The 15,074-nt window shown below is 69.9% G+C and carries 13 protein-coding genes; 8 read left to right on the top strand and 5 right to left on the bottom strand.

All coding sequences use genetic code 11. The features are described from left to right. Positions 1-4 precede the first annotated feature (4 nt). On the bottom strand, positions 5-877 hold the full coding sequence (locus ACLVWQ_RS06090) for a fumarylacetoacetate hydrolase family protein (protein ID WP_414107116.1): 873 nt from the start codon (positions 875-877) through the stop codon (positions 5-7). Between the two features lie 138 nt (positions 878-1,015). Between ACLVWQ_RS06090 and ACLVWQ_RS06085 the strand changes: the two genes are divergently transcribed. Beyond that, positions 1,016-1,798 (top strand): SDR family NAD(P)-dependent oxidoreductase, encoded by a 783-nt coding sequence (locus ACLVWQ_RS06085; RefSeq protein ID WP_414107115.1) that lies wholly within the window; start codon positions 1,016-1,018, stop codon positions 1,796-1,798. Positions 1,799-1,838: 40 nt separating this feature from the next. Then, positions 1,839-2,618, top strand: a complete 780-nt coding sequence (locus ACLVWQ_RS06080; protein ID WP_414107114.1) for an SDR family NAD(P)-dependent oxidoreductase — start codon at positions 1,839-1,841, stop codon at positions 2,616-2,618. An 86-nt stretch (positions 2,619-2,704) separates the two neighbouring features. On the opposite strand, the gene ACLVWQ_RS06075 is transcribed toward ACLVWQ_RS06080, so the two are convergent. After that, entirely contained in the window at positions 2,705-4,039 is a 1,335-nt protein-coding gene (locus ACLVWQ_RS06075) for an NAD-dependent succinate-semialdehyde dehydrogenase (RefSeq protein WP_414107411.1), read from the bottom strand. A gap of 134 nt (positions 4,040-4,173) precedes the next feature. Continuing rightward, a complete protein-coding gene (locus ACLVWQ_RS06070) occupies positions 4,174-4,623 on the bottom strand; it encodes a DoxX family protein (protein ID WP_414107113.1) in 450 nt (149 codons plus the stop codon). A gap of 187 nt (positions 4,624-4,810) precedes the next feature. Between ACLVWQ_RS06070 and ACLVWQ_RS06065 the strand changes: the two genes are divergently transcribed. After that, entirely contained in the window at positions 4,811-5,266 is a 456-nt protein-coding gene (locus ACLVWQ_RS06065; protein WP_414107112.1) for a MerR family transcriptional regulator, read from the top strand. A gap of 25 nt (positions 5,267-5,291) precedes the next feature. After that, positions 5,292-6,419: an NAD-dependent epimerase/dehydratase family protein gene (locus ACLVWQ_RS06060; protein ID WP_414107111.1), complete on the top strand. Its 1,128-nt coding sequence runs from the start codon at positions 5,292-5,294 to the stop codon at positions 6,417-6,419. 85 nt (positions 6,420-6,504) lie between these two features. Here ACLVWQ_RS06060 and ACLVWQ_RS06055 read toward each other — a convergent pair whose 3' ends face one another. Further along, positions 6,505-7,113: a hypothetical protein gene (locus ACLVWQ_RS06055; protein WP_414107110.1), complete on the bottom strand. Its 609-nt coding sequence runs from the start codon at positions 7,111-7,113 to the stop codon at positions 6,505-6,507. A gap of 305 nt (positions 7,114-7,418) precedes the next feature. Here ACLVWQ_RS06055 and ACLVWQ_RS06050 point away from each other — a divergent pair, with 305 nt between their 5' ends. After that, a complete protein-coding gene (locus ACLVWQ_RS06050) occupies positions 7,419-7,595 on the top strand; it encodes a hypothetical protein (protein ID WP_414107109.1) in 177 nt (58 codons plus the stop codon). Between the two features lie 459 nt (positions 7,596-8,054). Beyond that, a complete protein-coding gene (locus tag ACLVWQ_RS06045) occupies positions 8,055-9,656 on the top strand; it encodes a long-chain fatty acid--CoA ligase (RefSeq protein WP_414107108.1) in 1,602 nt (533 codons plus the stop codon). 38 nt (positions 9,657-9,694) lie between these two features. Here the strand turns inward: ACLVWQ_RS06045 and ACLVWQ_RS06040 are convergent, their stop codons facing one another. Next, entirely contained in the window at positions 9,695-11,488 is a 1,794-nt protein-coding gene (locus ACLVWQ_RS06040; protein WP_414107107.1) for a helix-turn-helix domain-containing protein, read from the bottom strand. Positions 11,489-11,631: 143 nt separating this feature from the next. Here ACLVWQ_RS06040 and ACLVWQ_RS06035 point away from each other — a divergent pair, with 143 nt between their 5' ends. Both ACLVWQ_RS06035 and ACLVWQ_RS06030 read left to right on the top strand, forming a co-directional pair. Next, a complete protein-coding gene (locus ACLVWQ_RS06035) occupies positions 11,632-13,020 on the top strand; it encodes an MFS transporter (protein ID WP_414107106.1) in 1,389 nt (462 codons plus the stop codon). Positions 13,021-13,285: 265 nt separating this feature from the next. Next, on the top strand, positions 13,286-14,914 hold the full coding sequence (locus ACLVWQ_RS06030) for a tannase/feruloyl esterase family alpha/beta hydrolase (RefSeq protein WP_414107410.1): 1,629 nt from the start codon (positions 13,286-13,288) through the stop codon (positions 14,912-14,914). Positions 14,915-15,074 lie beyond the last annotated feature (160 nt).

Below are 15,074 nucleotides of genomic sequence, written 5' to 3'. Positions count from 1 at the left end.
GCCCTCACACCCACTGTTCGGCGGGCGGCTCGGGTGTTCCGTACGCGTCCTGCCAGGAGACGACCCGGTTGCGCAGCACGCCGAGGCTCTCGATCTCGGCCTCGACGACGTCGCCGGGCTTGAGGTACTGGGCGAAGGGGTCCTCGGTGCTCGCCGCGACTCCGGCGATGGTGCCGGTGGTGACGATGTCGCCCGCGCTGTAGGTCTGCGGCGAGTGGTAGGCGACCAACTGCGGGATCGACACCGACATACGGGAGGTGTTCGACTTCTGCCGTACGTCGCCGTTGACGCGGAGTTCCATGTCGAGGTCGTGCGGGTCGCCGATCTCGTCCGCGGTGACGATGTACGGGCCGATCGGGCAGAAGGTGTCGATCGCCTTGGAGAAGGAGAAGACACCGGACTCCATCTCCTTGCGCTGGATGTCGCGCGCGGTGATGTCGTTGAAGACCAGGTACCCCGCGATGTGCTCGACGGCCTGCTCGGCGGTGAAGAACTTGCCGGGCCTGCCGATGATCACGGCGAGTTCCAGCTCGTAGTCCAGCTCACGGGTCAGGTTGGCCGGATACACGATGGGCTCGTCGGTGCCGATGATCGCGTCGACGTTCTGGAAGAACACGATGCCCTTGTTGACCGGGTGCGACCAGTCGACCCGTGCCAGGTCCTCGTGGTGCTCACGGAAGTTGCCGGCCGTGTGGAAGAACTTCTTGGGCACGATCGGCGCGCGCAGCCGGACCTCGGCGAGCGGATACGTCCGCCCGGTCTCGACGACCTGTCCCTCGCGCTCGAAGAACACCCGGGTCGACGGGACATCGAGCTCGATCACCGTGCCCTCGTCCAGGCGGCCCACGAGCCCGTCGTCGAACGTCACCAATTTCATCAGACCTCCCAGTAACCATCGACATGTGTCTGCCTAACCCTGCAACTGTCGACACTCACCCTCCATCATTCCAGTATTCGCGTCAACAGTAGCGCCAAGTGTGGACACATTGTTCGGAGGTCGATTACGGTCCGGAGCATGAAGACGACGTGGAACTTCACCGGCACCCGCGCGCTCGTGGCCGGCGCGGGCGGCATCGGATCCGCCGTGATCAGGGCCCTGGCCGACGCGGGGGCGGACGTGGTGGTCCTCGACCACGACGCCGGACAACTTGCCGCACTCACGCGCACGGGCGGTACGGAGGGCGCAGGCGGTACGGAGGGCGCGGGCGGCTCGGTGCGTGGCCTGGACGTGGATCTCACCTCCGCCGACGCCTGCCAGGACGCGGTCGCTGACGCCACCGGATTCCTGGGCGGTCTGGACGTGTTCGTGCACGCCGTCGGCACCAACGACCGCCGCCCCGTACTGGAGACACCCGACGAGGTCTGGGAACGCATCGTCGCCGTCAACCTCAGCAGCGCCTTCTGGCTGGGCCGTGCGGTGGGCGACGTCATGGTGCCCGGCGGCTACGGCCGCATCGTCTATCTGTCCTCCGTGTCCGGCCTGCTCGCCCACCGCGACCACGCGCCGTACGCGGCGACCAAGGGCGGCGTCAACCAGCTCATGCGGGTGATGGCCCGGGAGTGGGCCTCCCACGGCGTCACCGTCAACGCGGTCGCCCCCGGCTACACCGAGACCGACCTCACCCGCGCCTACCTCGCCGAACCCGGCATGCGGGCCTCGATGGAGGCCCTGGTGCCCGCCGGCCGGCTCGGCCGCCCCGACGATCTGGTCGGCCCCGCCCTGTTCCTCTCCTCAGCCGAGGCCGCTTTCATCACCGGACAGGTGCTGTACGCGGACGGCGGCCGGACCCTCGTCTGACCCGCCGGACCCCCGATCCCCCTCATCAAGGAGTCACACCATGACCGTCTCCCAGCGCTTCACCGACCGGACCGTGCTCGTCACCGGCGCCGGCACCGGATTCGGCGCCGAGATCGCCGTACGGGCCGCCCAGGAGGGCGCCGACGTGGCGATCCACTACCGCAGTTCCCGCGCGGGCGCGGAGGCCACCGCCGAGCGGGTGACCGCGCTGGGCCGCAAGGCGTTCGTCGTGCAGGCGGACATAGCCGAGCACGACCAGATCCGGCGCATGGCGGACGAGGTGTGGACCGCGTTCGGCCGGCTCGACGTGGCGGTCAACAACGTCGGCGACGTGGCCCGCCAGCAGATGTCCTGGCGTGACCTCACCGAGGAGTCCGTCGACCACGTCCTCGCGGTCGACATCAAGGGCACGCTGCTGTGCACGCACGAGTTCGGCGCGCGGATGCTGGAGCAGGAGGGTGGCGGCTCGATCGTCAACATCGGCTCGACGGTGGTGGCCCGGGGCAGCGCGCGGGCACCTCAGTACGCCGCCGCCAAGTACGGGATCATCGGCCTCACGAAGTCGTACGCGCACGCCTTCGCCCCTGCCGTCCGGGTCAACGTCTTCGCCCCCGGGTTCATCGAGACGACCGCGACGCTGGGCCGGGAGGACTGGCGGAACGGCCGCGGGGAGCAGCTGCGCAAGGCGACTCCGATGGGCCGCATCCCGGGCCCTGAGGAGCTGGCGGGGGCCGCCCTGTTCCTGGCCACGGAGGACGCGCACCACATCACCGGCGGATTCCTCATCGCCGACGGCGGCTACAACATGATCGGAGCGTGAACGCGACGAACCCTGAGCCGCGCGGACCGGGGGCACGGTGGCGACCCACCGCCCGCCCGGTCCTCGTACGGGCTCCGCCCGCCGCGCTACACCACGGTCCGGATCAGCTTCTTGTTGACGAACTCCTCGATGCCGGGGCGGCCTAGCTCCCGGCCGAAGCCCGAACGCTTGACGCCGCCGAAGGGCAGTTCGGCGCCCTCGGCCCCGACGCCGTTGACGAAGACCATGCCGGCCTCGATCCGGCCTGCGACCCGCTCGGCCTGGGCCGGGTCGGTGGTGAAGACGTAGGAGCCCAGGCCGTACGGGGTGTCGTTGGCGATGCGGACGGCGTCGTCCTCGTCGGTGGCCGCGAAGACCATGGCGACCGGGCCGAACAGCTCCTGCCGGGCGGCGGTGTGCTCGGTGGTGAGCCCGGTGAGCACGCCCGCCGGGAAGTGGGCCCCGGCCCGTCGGCCGGTGCTGTGCAGCGTCGCGCCCTCGGCGACGGCCGCGTCGACCTGCCGGCCGAGGTTCTCGGCGGCGGCCACGGACGACAGGGGCGCGCCGGTCTCGCCTTCGAGGAGCCGAGCCGTGAACTTCGCCACGAACTGCTCGTACAGGCCCTCGACGACCACGAAGCGCTTGGCCGCGTTGCAGGCCTGGCCGGTGTTGTCGAGCCGGGCGGCGACGGCGGAGTCGACGACCGCGTCCAGGTCGTCGGTGGACAGCACGACGAACGGGTCGGAGCCGCCGAGTTCCAGGACGACCTTCTTCAGATGACGGCCGGCGATCTCGGCGACGGCGGAGCCGGCCCGTTCCGAGCCGGTGAGCGAGACGCCCTGGACCCGCGGATCGGCGATCACGTCGGCGATCTGCTCGTTGGTGGCGTACACGTTGACGTAGGCCCCGGCCGGGAAGCCGGCCTCGGCGAACAGCTTCTCCAGCAGCGCGGCGGTGGCGGGGCACTGCGGGGCGTGCTTGAGGACGATGGTGTTCCCGATGGCGAGGTTCGGGGCGGCGAAGCGGGCGACCTGGTAGGCGGGGAAGTTCCACGGCATGATGCCGAGCAGGACACCCACCGGGCTGCGCCGGACGAGGGCGCTGCCCGTTCCTGAGGTGACGTCGAGCGGTTCGTCGGCGAGGAACTCCTCGGCGTGGTCGGCGTAGTAGTGGTAGATCTCCGTGCAGAAGCCGACCTCGCCCTCCGCCTCCGCGAAGGGCTTGCCCATCTCGCGGACGATGCTCGCGGCGAGTTCGTCCTGGTGCTCGGCGTGCAGGTCACCGAGCCGGCGCAGCAGCGCGGCCCGCTCGGTCACGGAGCTCGACCGGCCCCACGCGGCTGCGGTGTGGGCGGCTTCGACGGCTGCGACGACCTGGCTGTCGGTGGCGGTCGGATAGGTCTCGACGACCTCTGCGGTGGCCGGGTCGGTGACGGCGTACATGCGATCTCCAGGTGCTGCGTGGTGGTCGGGCGGGGCGCCCGGCGGTGGCCGGCCCGCGCGCTGCGGGCCGGCGGAACGGTCCTGGTCCGAGGATCGTCCACGTCTGGTGCCCATGCCCGGGAGGGTACAGACAGTCACCCGGTCCGTTCGGTCACCGGGCCGGTGGCCGAGCGCTCGCCGCGCTCACGCCCGGCGCGTCCCGCGAGGGCGAAGGCGCCCGGACCGAAGAAGACGACGAGCAGGAATCCCCAGCAGAAGAGCACCGGCGCGAGTCCGCCGTTCTGCAGGGGGAAGAGCCCGTCCTGCTGGTGCTCGGTGAAGTAGGCGAACGCCATGATGCCCGAGCTGAGGAACGCCGCGCCGCGGGTCGCGACCCCGAGGAGAACGAGGGCCCCGCACACCAGCTCGATCACCCCTGCGTACCAGAAGGGCCAGTCACCCGCCGAACTGGCCTTCCGGTCCAGCACCCCGAAGACGGTGGCGGCGCCTTCGCTGGTGAACAGCAGGCCGAGGACCATACGGAAGAGTCCCAGCACGAGGGGCTGACGCGTTGTCAGCCAGTCGCCGACGGGCAGAGTGGTCATGGGTACTCCTCGGAAGCGTCACGACGGATACGGCTACGGATACAGCGGGGGCGAGGGTGACGTGGGCCGCGGAGCGCAGGTCACAGCCCTCAGCCGACCGTACGTACGCGGGGCACTCCCGGTTCAGGCGGACTTCCCGGTTCTGCCGGTTTGACTTCCAGCGCTTCAAGTATCGGAGGCTGCGCACATGCCAGTGACCAGACAGCAGGCCGCGGATCTGACCATTCAGGAGATGGCGCGGCGCTCGGGCTTCACCGAGTCCACGCTTCGCTACTACGAGAAGATCGGCCTGCTGGGCAGGGTCACCCGCGACGAGTCCAGTGGTCATCGCCGGTACGGCCCGGTGACCGCGGAGCGGGTCAGGTCGCTGTCCTGCCTGCGTTCGTCCGGGATGACGGTCAGCGGGATGCGCCGCTATCTGGACCTGCTCGCCCAGGGGGACTCCGCGGCGGCCGAGCAGCGGGACCTGTTCGCCGGTCAGGCGGAGGTACTGGCGGCCGACATCGAACGGCTTCAGCTCCGCCTGGCCTATCTGCGGCTGAAGGCGGACATGTGGGACGCCCGGGTCCGCGGGGACGCCACCGCCGAGCAGCAGGCCGTCGAAGAGGTCACGCAGGTGATGGACCGATTCACGTACCGATAACCGAAGAGCTGAAGGACCGAAGAAGATGAGCACAGAAAAGTACATGAGCAAGGACATGGGAACAGAAGCCGGACTCGACACCCTCCCCCAGGACCACGGGACCGTACTCGTCACGGGCGGGACAGGACTCGTCGGCAGCCACTCGGTCGCCCGGCTGCTGCGCGAGGGCCACCGGACCCGTGTGACGGTCCGGGACACCGGACAGGAGGCCGGCGTACTGACGGCGCTGCGCCGGGCCGGCGTCGATCCGGCGGGCCTGCTGGAGTTCGCCGTCGCGGACCTGGGCTCGGACAGCGGCTGGGCGAAGGCCCTGGACGGGGTCGGCCACGTACTGCACCATGCGTCGCCCTTCCCGGTCACGCCGCCCGAGACGGAGGACGAACTCGTCCGGCCCGCCCGCGAGGGAGCGCTGCGCGTCGTCGCGGCGGCCCGGGAGGCCGGTGTGTCACGGGTCGTGATGACCTCCTCCTACGCCGCGGTCGGATACACGCTGAAGTCCGACGACCACTACACGGAGACGGACTGGACCGACCCCGACACCGAGGGCCTGCCCGCCTACCACAAGTCCAAGGTCCTGGCCGAGCGCGCGGCCTGGGAGTACGCCCGCACCCACGACGACATCGAACTGACGGTCATCAACCCCACAGGCATCTTCGGTCCCCCGCTGGGCGACCGGCCCTCCGGCTCCGTCGGCCTGGTCAAGGGCATGCTGACCGGACAGCTGCCCGTGGTGCCGGTCATGTACTTCGGCGTCGTGGACGTCCGGGACGTCGTGGACCTGCATCTGCGCGCCATGACGCACCCGAAGGCGGCGGGAGAGCGCTTCATCGCCGTCAGCGGTTCGTCGGTCAGCCTCTTCGGCATGGCGGGGATCCTGCGCCGGCACTTCCCCGCCGCGGACGGTCTGCTGCCCGCCACGGAGCTGACCGTCGAGCAGGTACGCGAGGCGGCGAAGACCGATCCGGCCCTGCGGGACGCCGCGGCCCTGCGGGGCCGGATCCCCGTCATCAGCAACGAGAAGGCGCGTTCCGTGCTGGGCTGGCGGCCCAGGGATGTCACCGAGACGATCGTGGCGACCGCGGACGGCCTGATCCGGTCGGGCCTCCGGCTGCCCACGAGCCCGCTGTCGGAACCCGATCGAGCAGCCGGCTGAGCAATGGGCTGAACAGTGGGGCTGAGCGGTGGGCGTACCCGCGGCACGCGGATCGGTGTCGGTGTCGGTGTCGGTCGGCCGGGCGTCAGCCAGGCAGCACACGCCAGCCGGTGTTGGTGGTCGGCGCGACGCTCGTACCCTGGGTCGAGCTCTCCAAGGAGCACAGCGGGCCTGGCGGATTGTTGCCGTAGTCGTGGTAGAAGTTCATGGTGTAGGCCACGTGGAACGCCTCGACGCCGTACTGGCCGACCACCCGGCCGAACGCGGGAACGGGCGCGGTGGCCGATACCCCGGTCGTCGTCGTGGTGCTGGTCGTGATGCTCGCACTGACGTTGGCGGTCAGGAAGTTGAAGAACGAGACATTGGCGCCGGTGCTGACGGTCAGGGTGAACGTCTTCGACTGCGACGACGTGAAGGTGGCCGAGATCGGGCTGCTCGTACCGTTGTTGACCACCCGCTGCTCGCTGACCAGGAAGTCGGGCGTCACCGAGTTCACCACGTACTGCACGGCCCAGGCTTCCTGGAACCATCCGTTGTCACTGACACTCCACTGGAGCCCGGCGGGACAGGGCCCGTCCGCCGCCTGCGCCGACGACGTGCCCACGGTCAGTGTCGACACCAAGGCGGTCAGCACCGCCCCGACCGCGATGCGGCGTCTCCCCCGCACCAGCCGCCCACGACGTTCGCTGGACATACGCGCGTCCTCTCGTCACTGTCCGGTGATCCATGCGCCCTGCCTCCGGCGACGACGACGGCTGCGGCGACCCCCACCAGGGTCACAGGTCGGACGAGCCGGCGTCTTCGTCATACCGCGTGAAACGGCACGAGCGACGGGGCCTCGTTCTGTGAGATCTCACAACAGGGCGACGCCCGGCCTCGGCCCGGTGCCGAACCAGGTCTCCGCGTCGCGCTCGGAGACAGGTCCATTTCTGCCGCGCCTGGCTCGGTTGCCGCGGTGACCCGGCTAGCCTGGGGGTTTCGCCATCGAGAGGAGCCGCCATGCCGGAGGAATCGACGCCGGGAGGCCCGTTGGGTACAGCGATGCGGCAGGTGACGTTCCCGGACGGGTCGCGCGGGATCATCCTGGTGAAGGCGGGTACGTCGCAGGAGGAGGCGGATCTGCTGGCGGCGCGGGTATGGGCGGAGCGCTCGGAGCAGGGCCCCGCCAACGAGTAACCGGGCGCGGCACGGCAGCCCCGCGCCCGACCCCGGTCCCAGTCCCGGCCCGGAGCCCTGGATCGAGAACCGCTCCCTCGCCGGCAGCGGGCGCACCCGGGAGTCGAAGCCGGACGTGCGGAACGGCTGCTGGAGCAGGCCGGGGCGCAGGTGCTGGGCGATCGCCGCGCGAGTGGTCTCCTCGTCGGGGGTGGGCAGGCCCGCGGGCGGGACCCCTGACTCGGGCCGACCGGACCGAGGAGCGCCGCCTCCCTGGTCCCAGTGTGGGGAATCACCGCTGAAACGGGTGCCGAAGTGTGGGATTCCCACCTCTCCTCATGCTGGAACCGCTCCTAGGGTGACTGCGCGACGCAGCGGACGCCGCGTCGCGAAGACACTCACGGATGGGGATCACACCAGTTGTCGACCACCCCGCTCCACGCAGGCCGCCACCTCTCCGAAGACGTCACGAGCGGGCTGATGCAGCCACGGCCCCTCACCATCGCGCACATCCTGGAGCGCACCGAGCGGCTCTACGCGCACAAGCACGTCGCGACGGCCGGCACCGAGTCGCTCTCGTACGCCGACGTGGCCGATCACGCCCGGCGCCTCGCGACGGCGTTGGATTCCCTCGATGTCCCGGTCGGCGCCCGTGTCGCCACGTTCGCGGGCAACAGCCGCCGCCACCTGGAGGTCTATCTCGCGGTGCCGGCCACCAAGCGAGTGCTGCACACCATCAACATCCGGCTCGCGTCGGGACACCTCGAATACATCGTCGACCACGCCGAGGACGACGTGGTGTTCGTCGACCGCGGGCTGCTCCCGCGGATCTGGCCGAGCGCCGACCGGTTGCCGCGGGTGCGGTACTGGGTGGTGCTGCCCGACGGCAGCGACACGGCGGTCCCGGCGGACCCGCGCATCGTGGACTACGACGAGCTGGTCTCCGGCGCCGATCCGTTCGCGGGCTCGTTCGAGGACACCTTCGCGCTCGCCGACGAGCACCTGGCCTCCGGGCTGTGCTACACCTCCGGAACGACCGGACCGCCCAAGGGTGTGCTCTACAGCCACCGGTCGACGGTCCTGCACTGCCTGGGCACGCTCGCGGCCGGCTTCATCGGCCTGAGCGAGAGTGACGTCGTGATGCCGATCGTGCCCTTTTTCCACGCCAACGCCTGGGGCCTGCCCTACAGCGCGCTGATGACGGGCGCCTCCCTGGTCCTTCCCGGCGCTTCCACGGATCCGGTTCACCTGCTGCGGTTGATGGAAGCCGAGCGGGTGACGGTCGCCGGTGCCGTTCCCACGGTGTGGACGAGTCTGGTTCCCGAACTGCCGGCCTTCGACCTGAGCGCCACACGGTTCCTGCTCGGCGGCGGATCCGCCGTTCCCCCGGCACTGTCCGAGACCTACCGCGCCGCGGTGGGAGTGCCCATCACCCATTCCTGGGGGATGACGGAGGTCAGCCCCGTCGGGACCATCGGCGGTACGCGCACCCAGCACCGGGAAGCCACCGCGGAGGAACGGGTGGCCGTGCGGGCCTCCCAGGGCCAGCCCCTGCCGCTGGTGAACGTGCGGATCGTCGATGTCGACACGGGCCGGGAGCTGCCGCGCGACGGCCGTGCCGTCGGAGAGCTGCAGGTCGCGGGCCCCTGGGTGGCGGGGGGCTACTTCCGGGTGGACGGGGGTGACAGCTTCACCGATGACGGCTGGTTGCGCACCGGCGACCTGGCCACCATCGACGCCGACGGATATCTGCGACTCGTGGACCGGATCAAGGACCTCATCAAGTCGGGAGGCGAGTGGATCTCGTCGGTCGAACTCGAGACCGCCATCGCCTCGCACCCCGCCGTCGTCGAGGTCGCCGTGATCGCCCGCCCGGATCCGCGCTGGACGGAGCGCCCCGTCGCCTACGTCGTCCTGCGCGACGGCAGCGCCGCCACCGCCGAAGAGCTGGTACGGCACATCACGCCGATGGTCGCCAAGTGGTGGCTGCCCGACGAAATCGTGTTCATGAGCACCTTGCCCAAGACAGGCACCGGCAAGCTGTCGAAGAGCGCCCTGCGGGACACGCGGCGTATCGCCTGAGCCGCACCCCCGGCGGTGTGATCGGACGCCGTCGTGTGTCAGGCCGGGGCGGCCGCGATCGCTCTGAGCTGGTGCAGTCGGAGTCCCAGTTGCAGTTCCAGGTCGTTCACATGGCGCCAGTCGAGGCCGAGTACGCCGCCGGCCCGGTCCAGTCGCTTGATCAGCGTGTTGACGTGCACGTACAACGCCCGTGCGGTCGCCGCGACGTTGGCGCGGTGGTCGTAGTAGACACTGAGCGTGTCCACGAGATCGGTACCGCGTCGCCGGTCGTAGTCGAGGAGCGGGCCTATGCAGTCGGAGATGAACCGGTCGAGCTCACGGACCCGTTCGGTGTCGAAGACCATCGCGTAGAGGGCGTACCGACCCGTGGTGGCACCCAGGTCGGTGTGCCCGATCGCCCGCATCACGGCGCCGCAGCGACTGGCCAGGGAGAAGGCACGTGACCAGTCGTGATGGACCACCCGTTCGCCGACCACGACGACGGGGTCACCCGTGCGACGGAGCCGATGGTGCACCTCCTCGACGGCCTGGTCGTCGTCCACGCTGCGGAGGATCATCGTGGCCTTGCCCAGATGTTCGCCGGCCAGTCCGGAACAGTCGCGGGCGATGTCGTGCAGATGGCGCGCCAGATCGGTCGACGACACCGTGGGCGAATCCGCGACGACGACCAGATTCAGGCAGTCGGGGTCGATGGCGCGGGCCCGGAAACGCGCGCGCTGGGCGGGACTGATCCCGGGGCTGCCGACCATCAGCTCGGTCAGGAGCTCTCCGCTCAGTCGCTCACCGGCCTCGGCAACGGCCCGCTCCTTGAGGATGAGCAGCCCCAGGATGTGGGTGGCGCGCTCCAGGGTTCGCAGGTCCGTGTCGTCCGGGGTGCTCCGCCCTGCGGCCTCCGCCCGGCTCCAGGCCAGTGCGCCGAGGTAGTTGTCGCCTGCCCGGATCGAAGCCACGCTGCGGGCGACCTGGTCGGTGTCGACGGAACTCGTACAGCGGCCCGAGAGGCGCGCGTTCCTGACGGCGTCGGCCAGGCCGGTCTCCGCTGGGGTCGGGCACGGGCTCGACGCCGAGTCACGGCGGAGGAGAACGGCACCGGCCCTGTCGAGGAGTGCGACGCTGCCGCCCAGTTGATCGGCGAGCAGCTGCGCGACGTCGCCCGGTTCCCCGCCTTCCAGGACCACCCCGGTCAGTGCCTCGTGGATCGCCTGCGCCCGCTGCATGACAGCCATATGGCCCTCGATCCTCCGGTACGCGACCTGCAGTTCCTGCAGGGCGGTCCGGCTCGCCTCGTAGAGACGGGCGTTGTCGAGGGCGAGCGCGGCGTGATCGGCGAACGCGCTCAGCAGGGCGATCTCATCGGCCTGGAAGGACCGCTCGGAGCGGTCCCCGGCGAACAGGGCGCCCACCGCTTCACCCCGTATGACCAGGGGCACGCCGAGGAGCGCGACGAGCTTCTCGGTGGCGACCAGGCGGTCGAAGGTCGGATCGTGGTCGATCAGGGTCGTGGCGGCGTAGTTGGGCACCCAATGCGGGCTCCGGGAGGCCAGCACCTTGCCCCCGAGTCCCACACCCGCCGGTATGCCCGCCGCGAGGAACGAGGGCGAGATCGTTCCCTCCGACGCTCTGGCCGACAGTCTGCCGTTCTCGCCGACCAGCGAGAGGTAGGTGAAGTCCGTGCTGATCAGGTCGTGGGCGTGATGGACGATCGACTGCAGTACCTCGTCGAGTTCGCCCAGCGCGGTGAGGGACTTGGCCGTCGCGTACAACGAGGCCAGTTCGCGCTGTCGGCGTACGAGTGAGAACGACTCCGCCTCGCCGCCGGGGCCGCTGACCACAGTGCGTTCCCCCTCGACGTCAGGTGGGGGAAAGACCCACCGGATCGGTGCGAGGTGTGGGTGATGTACACCTCAGCGACAGGGTAACGGCGCCTTAATCTCACCGTCATCACCTCTGCGCGCTATCGACGAAGGCGGCATGTATGGCAACCCCGCTCGCCCAACCCGAAGGACAGTCCGAGCGCCTCGGCGCCGGCTCGGACCCGACTCGGCGCCGGTCGCCCCGCAAACTGCTGGCAGCGGGACTGATCGCGAGCTCGATCGAGTGGTACGACTTCTTCCTCTACGGCACCGCGGCCGCGCTCGTGTTCCCCGATGTGTTCTTTCCGAACTCCTCGGCCGTGGTGGGGACCCTCCTTGCCTTCAGTACCTTCTGGGCAGGCTTCGTGGCGCGTCCGATCGGCGGGGTGCTGGCCGGACACCTCGGTGACAGATACGGACGCAAGCCGGTCGTCGTCACCTGTCTGGCGCTCATGGGGGCCGCCACCTTCCTGATCGGCTGTCTTCCCAGTGCGGCGTCCGTCGGCCCGCTGGCCCCGACGCTGCTGGTCATACTGCGCTTCGTGCAGGGGCTCGCGGCCGGTGGCCAGTGGGGCGGCATCGTGCTCCTCCTCACCGAGTCCGCCAGTCCCAAACGGCGCGGCTTCGCCGGCACCTTCGGACAGTCCAGCGTCCCCGTCGCCGTGATCATCTCGAACCTGATCTTCATGGCTGCCAGCGGTCTGATGCCGGAGGACGCCTTCCTCAGCTGGGGCTGGCGCATCCCCTTCCTGGCCAGCGTCGTCATGTTCGTGGTGATTCTCTACATCCAGACCAAGGTGGAGGACACACCTGAGTTCCGCGAGCTGCAGCGGGAGGCGTCACAGCCGGGGAGCACGGTGGTCAAGGCCCCGCTGGCGCAGGCCATTCGCACCAGGTGGGTCACCATCCTGCTCGGCTGCGGGCTCCTGTCGGCCACCAACAGCCTTTTCTACGTCAGCATTTCAGGCCTCCTGAGTTACGGCACGGACTCGCTCGGCCTCGACCGCGACCCCCTGCTCGCGACCGTGCTGCTCAGCTCGGTGGCGATGCTCGTGGTCATCCCCTGGGCCGGCCATATGTCGGACAAGGTGGGCCGACGGCCGCTGATCCTGATCGGTGGCCTGGGAGTTGCCGTCTGGGCCTTCCCGTACTTCCGGCTCGTCGACACGGCGTCACTGCCACTGATCTTCGTCGCGGTGATGGTGGGCTTCGTGTTCCAGTGCCTCACCTACGGCCCCATCGCGAGCTTCCTCGGTGAGCTCTTCGCGCCCGGCGTCCGCTACTCGGGCGCGTCGCTCGCGTACCAGCTCTCCGCGATCATCGTCAGTGGCGGCACGCCGTTCCTCATGACAGCACTCATCGCCGGTACCGACAGCACCCTGCCGGTCGCCGGCTACATCATGGCCATGGGGCTGATCACCTTCGCCAGCGCGTGGTTCCTGCCCGAGACGAACACCGCCGAGGTCCGTGCCGATCCGCACGCCGTGCCGGGCACGCACCTCTACCGCTGAGGGACCGACTCCCACTGAGGGGTCGCCCGGTTGTCGCTGCGGGGCCGGCGCCCCACTCGTTCGCGTGCGCCATGCGGCTGCTCCGCGTGGTGAAGGCACTCCGGCAGGAGCAGGGCCGGGACGATGACGCGAAGGCCGTGGAAACAGCGGCACTTCGTATACCTACGTGTACGTACGCGTACCTACGTGATGCAGAGAAGAGGCCTTCGTGGGCAGATCATCGGCAAGAGGCCCGAGGACCCGTCGGCACACCGTACTGGTGACCATGGCGCTGCTGGCGGGCACGACCCAGGTCCTCGGGGCCGGACCGGCCCCTGCGACGAGCCCGGCCGACGCCGGCCGTTCGACGGCGGTGCCGCAGTGCGGCGGGCTGGACCGGCTGAGGATCCCGGCGTCGGTGATGAGCCTGCCGACGACCGGCGGCCGTGTCGTGGCGGCCTCGGTCAGGACCGGCGTGGTCAGCGGCGAGACGGTCAGGTACTGCCAGGTCGACGCCGACATCCTGCCCGTCGATCCGGCCGCGCCCGCCATCAAGATGCGCGCCGCCCTGCCCTACGACTGGAACCGCAGGGCGATGATGTTCGGCGGTGGCGGCTACAGCGGCACCATTCCCGACCTGACGGCGAACGTGCCGTTCGGCCCCGCGGACCGGCCGGCGCCCCTGGCCCGGCGGTATGCGACCTTCGCCAGCGACTCCGGCCACCAGCAGAGCCCGACAGCCCCTCCGTCGTTCGACGGGTCGTTCGGCGCGAACGACGAGGCCCTCAGCAACTTCGCCGCCGGTGACGCGCTCAAGAAGACGTACGACGCGAGCCTGTTCCTCATCCGGCACGCCTACGGGACGAAACCTGTCGGGGCCTACTTCTCCGGAGGCTCGACCGGCGGCCGCGAGGCGCTCAACGTGGCCCAACGGTGGCCGAAGACGTTCGACGGGGTGATCTCCGCCTTTCCGGCCTGGAACAACCTCAGTGAAGTCCTCTACCTGGGGCACCTGACGCAGGTCCTGTCCCGACCCGGTGCTTTCCCGGGACCCGAGAAGCAGACGCTTCTCCACAACAGCGTCATGGCCGCGTGCGACGGCCTGGACGAGGTCAAGGACAAGGTCATCTCGAACCCGGGCGCCTGCCACTTCGATCCTGACACCCTTCGCTGTCCGGACGGCGCCGATACCGGCCCGGACTGTCTGTCGGATCCCCAGATCAGGGCCGTGACCGCCATGTCCTCCCCGTTCAGGTGGCCGTACCGGATCGCCAGTGGCGAGACCGGATACCCCGGCTTCCCGTTCCTCTCGGGGGCGGACATGAGGACCCCGTTCCTCGGATTCGGCACCACGGGGCCGGCCGACCCCATGCCGGTGACGAGCGGCTACGGAATGCAGTACTGGGACCAATGGGTCAAGTACTTCCTGACCCGGGACCCGCACCAGAACTCCCTCGACGTGGATCCCCGGCACCCGGGGAAGTGGCTCGACCGCATCAGCCGCCTGTCGACGATCCAGGACCGCAACAACACGGATCTCCGCCCGTTCGCCCGCGCCGGAGGCAAGCTGATCCTCCTCCACGGCGCCGCGGACGAGCTGGTCTCCTCCCGCTCGACGAGCGACTACTACCGGCGCGTGCACACCCGGCTGGGCCCCCGGTCGACCCACGCGTTCATGCGGTACTACGTCGTGCCCGGGGCCAACCACGCCAACGTCGGCACACCGGCGTTCGCCGCCGCCACGGACTCGCTCTCCGCGCTGGAACACTGGGTCGAAACGGGCCGGCCGCCCACCGATCCGGTCGTGACCGACACCGCCCATCACCGCACTCGTCCGCTCTGCGCATATCCGGACTGGCCCAAGTACCGCGCCGGCGATCCGGACACCGCGTCGAGCTTCGTGTGCACGCACTGAGGTGGTGCTCAGACAGCTGCCGGGGGTGTCGTCGTCGCCTCGTCGCAGCCGCAGCTCGCCCTGCGGACCACGGCAACCGGCAGCATCAAGGAGACGGGTTCGGCAGAGGCTGTCCGCCCAGGCGTCGTACCAGCAGGTCGACGGGCCTCCTCCCCCATGC

The sequence above is a fragment of the Streptomyces sp. CWNU-52B genome, from assembly GCF_047444975.1.
Lineage (GTDB): Bacteria > Actinomycetota > Actinomycetes > Streptomycetales > Streptomycetaceae > Streptomyces.
This window is presented reverse-complemented; position numbering and strand designations above follow the sequence as displayed.

Bases quoted from the DNA above. Each gene is read 5' to 3' on its own strand.
- ACLVWQ_RS06035 (WP_414107106.1), top strand. From the start codon at position 11,632: ATGGCAACCCCGCTCGCCCAACCCGAAGGACAGTCCGAGCGCCTCGGC.
- ACLVWQ_RS06065 (WP_414107112.1), top strand. From the start codon at position 4,811: ATGCCAGTGACCAGACAGCAGGCCGCGGATCTGACCATTCAGGAGATG.
- ACLVWQ_RS06080 (WP_414107114.1), top strand. From the start codon at position 1,839: ATGACCGTCTCCCAGCGCTTCACCGACCGGACCGTGCTCGTCACCGGC.
- ACLVWQ_RS06050 (WP_414107109.1), top strand. From the start codon at position 7,419: ATGCCGGAGGAATCGACGCCGGGAGGCCCGTTGGGTACAGCGATGCGG.
- ACLVWQ_RS06090 (WP_414107116.1), bottom strand. From the start codon at position 877: ATGAAATTGGTGACGTTCGACGACGGGCTCGTGGGCCGCCTGGACGAG.
- ACLVWQ_RS06060 (WP_414107111.1), top strand. From the start codon at position 5,292: ATGAGCACAGAAAAGTACATGAGCAAGGACATGGGAACAGAAGCCGGA.
- ACLVWQ_RS06030 (WP_414107410.1), top strand. From the start codon at position 13,286: ATGGCGCTGCTGGCGGGCACGACCCAGGTCCTCGGGGCCGGACCGGCC.
- ACLVWQ_RS06085 (WP_414107115.1), top strand. From the start codon at position 1,016: ATGAAGACGACGTGGAACTTCACCGGCACCCGCGCGCTCGTGGCCGGC.
- ACLVWQ_RS06045 (WP_414107108.1), top strand. From the start codon at position 8,055: ATGCAGCCACGGCCCCTCACCATCGCGCACATCCTGGAGCGCACCGAG.
- ACLVWQ_RS06075 (WP_414107411.1), bottom strand. From the start codon at position 4,039: ATGTACGCCGTCACCGACCCGGCCACCGCAGAGGTCGTCGAGACCTAT.
- ACLVWQ_RS06055 (WP_414107110.1), bottom strand. From the start codon at position 7,113: ATGTCCAGCGAACGTCGTGGGCGGCTGGTGCGGGGGAGACGCCGCATC.
- ACLVWQ_RS06070 (WP_414107113.1), bottom strand. From the start codon at position 4,623: ATGACCACTCTGCCCGTCGGCGACTGGCTGACAACGCGTCAGCCCCTC.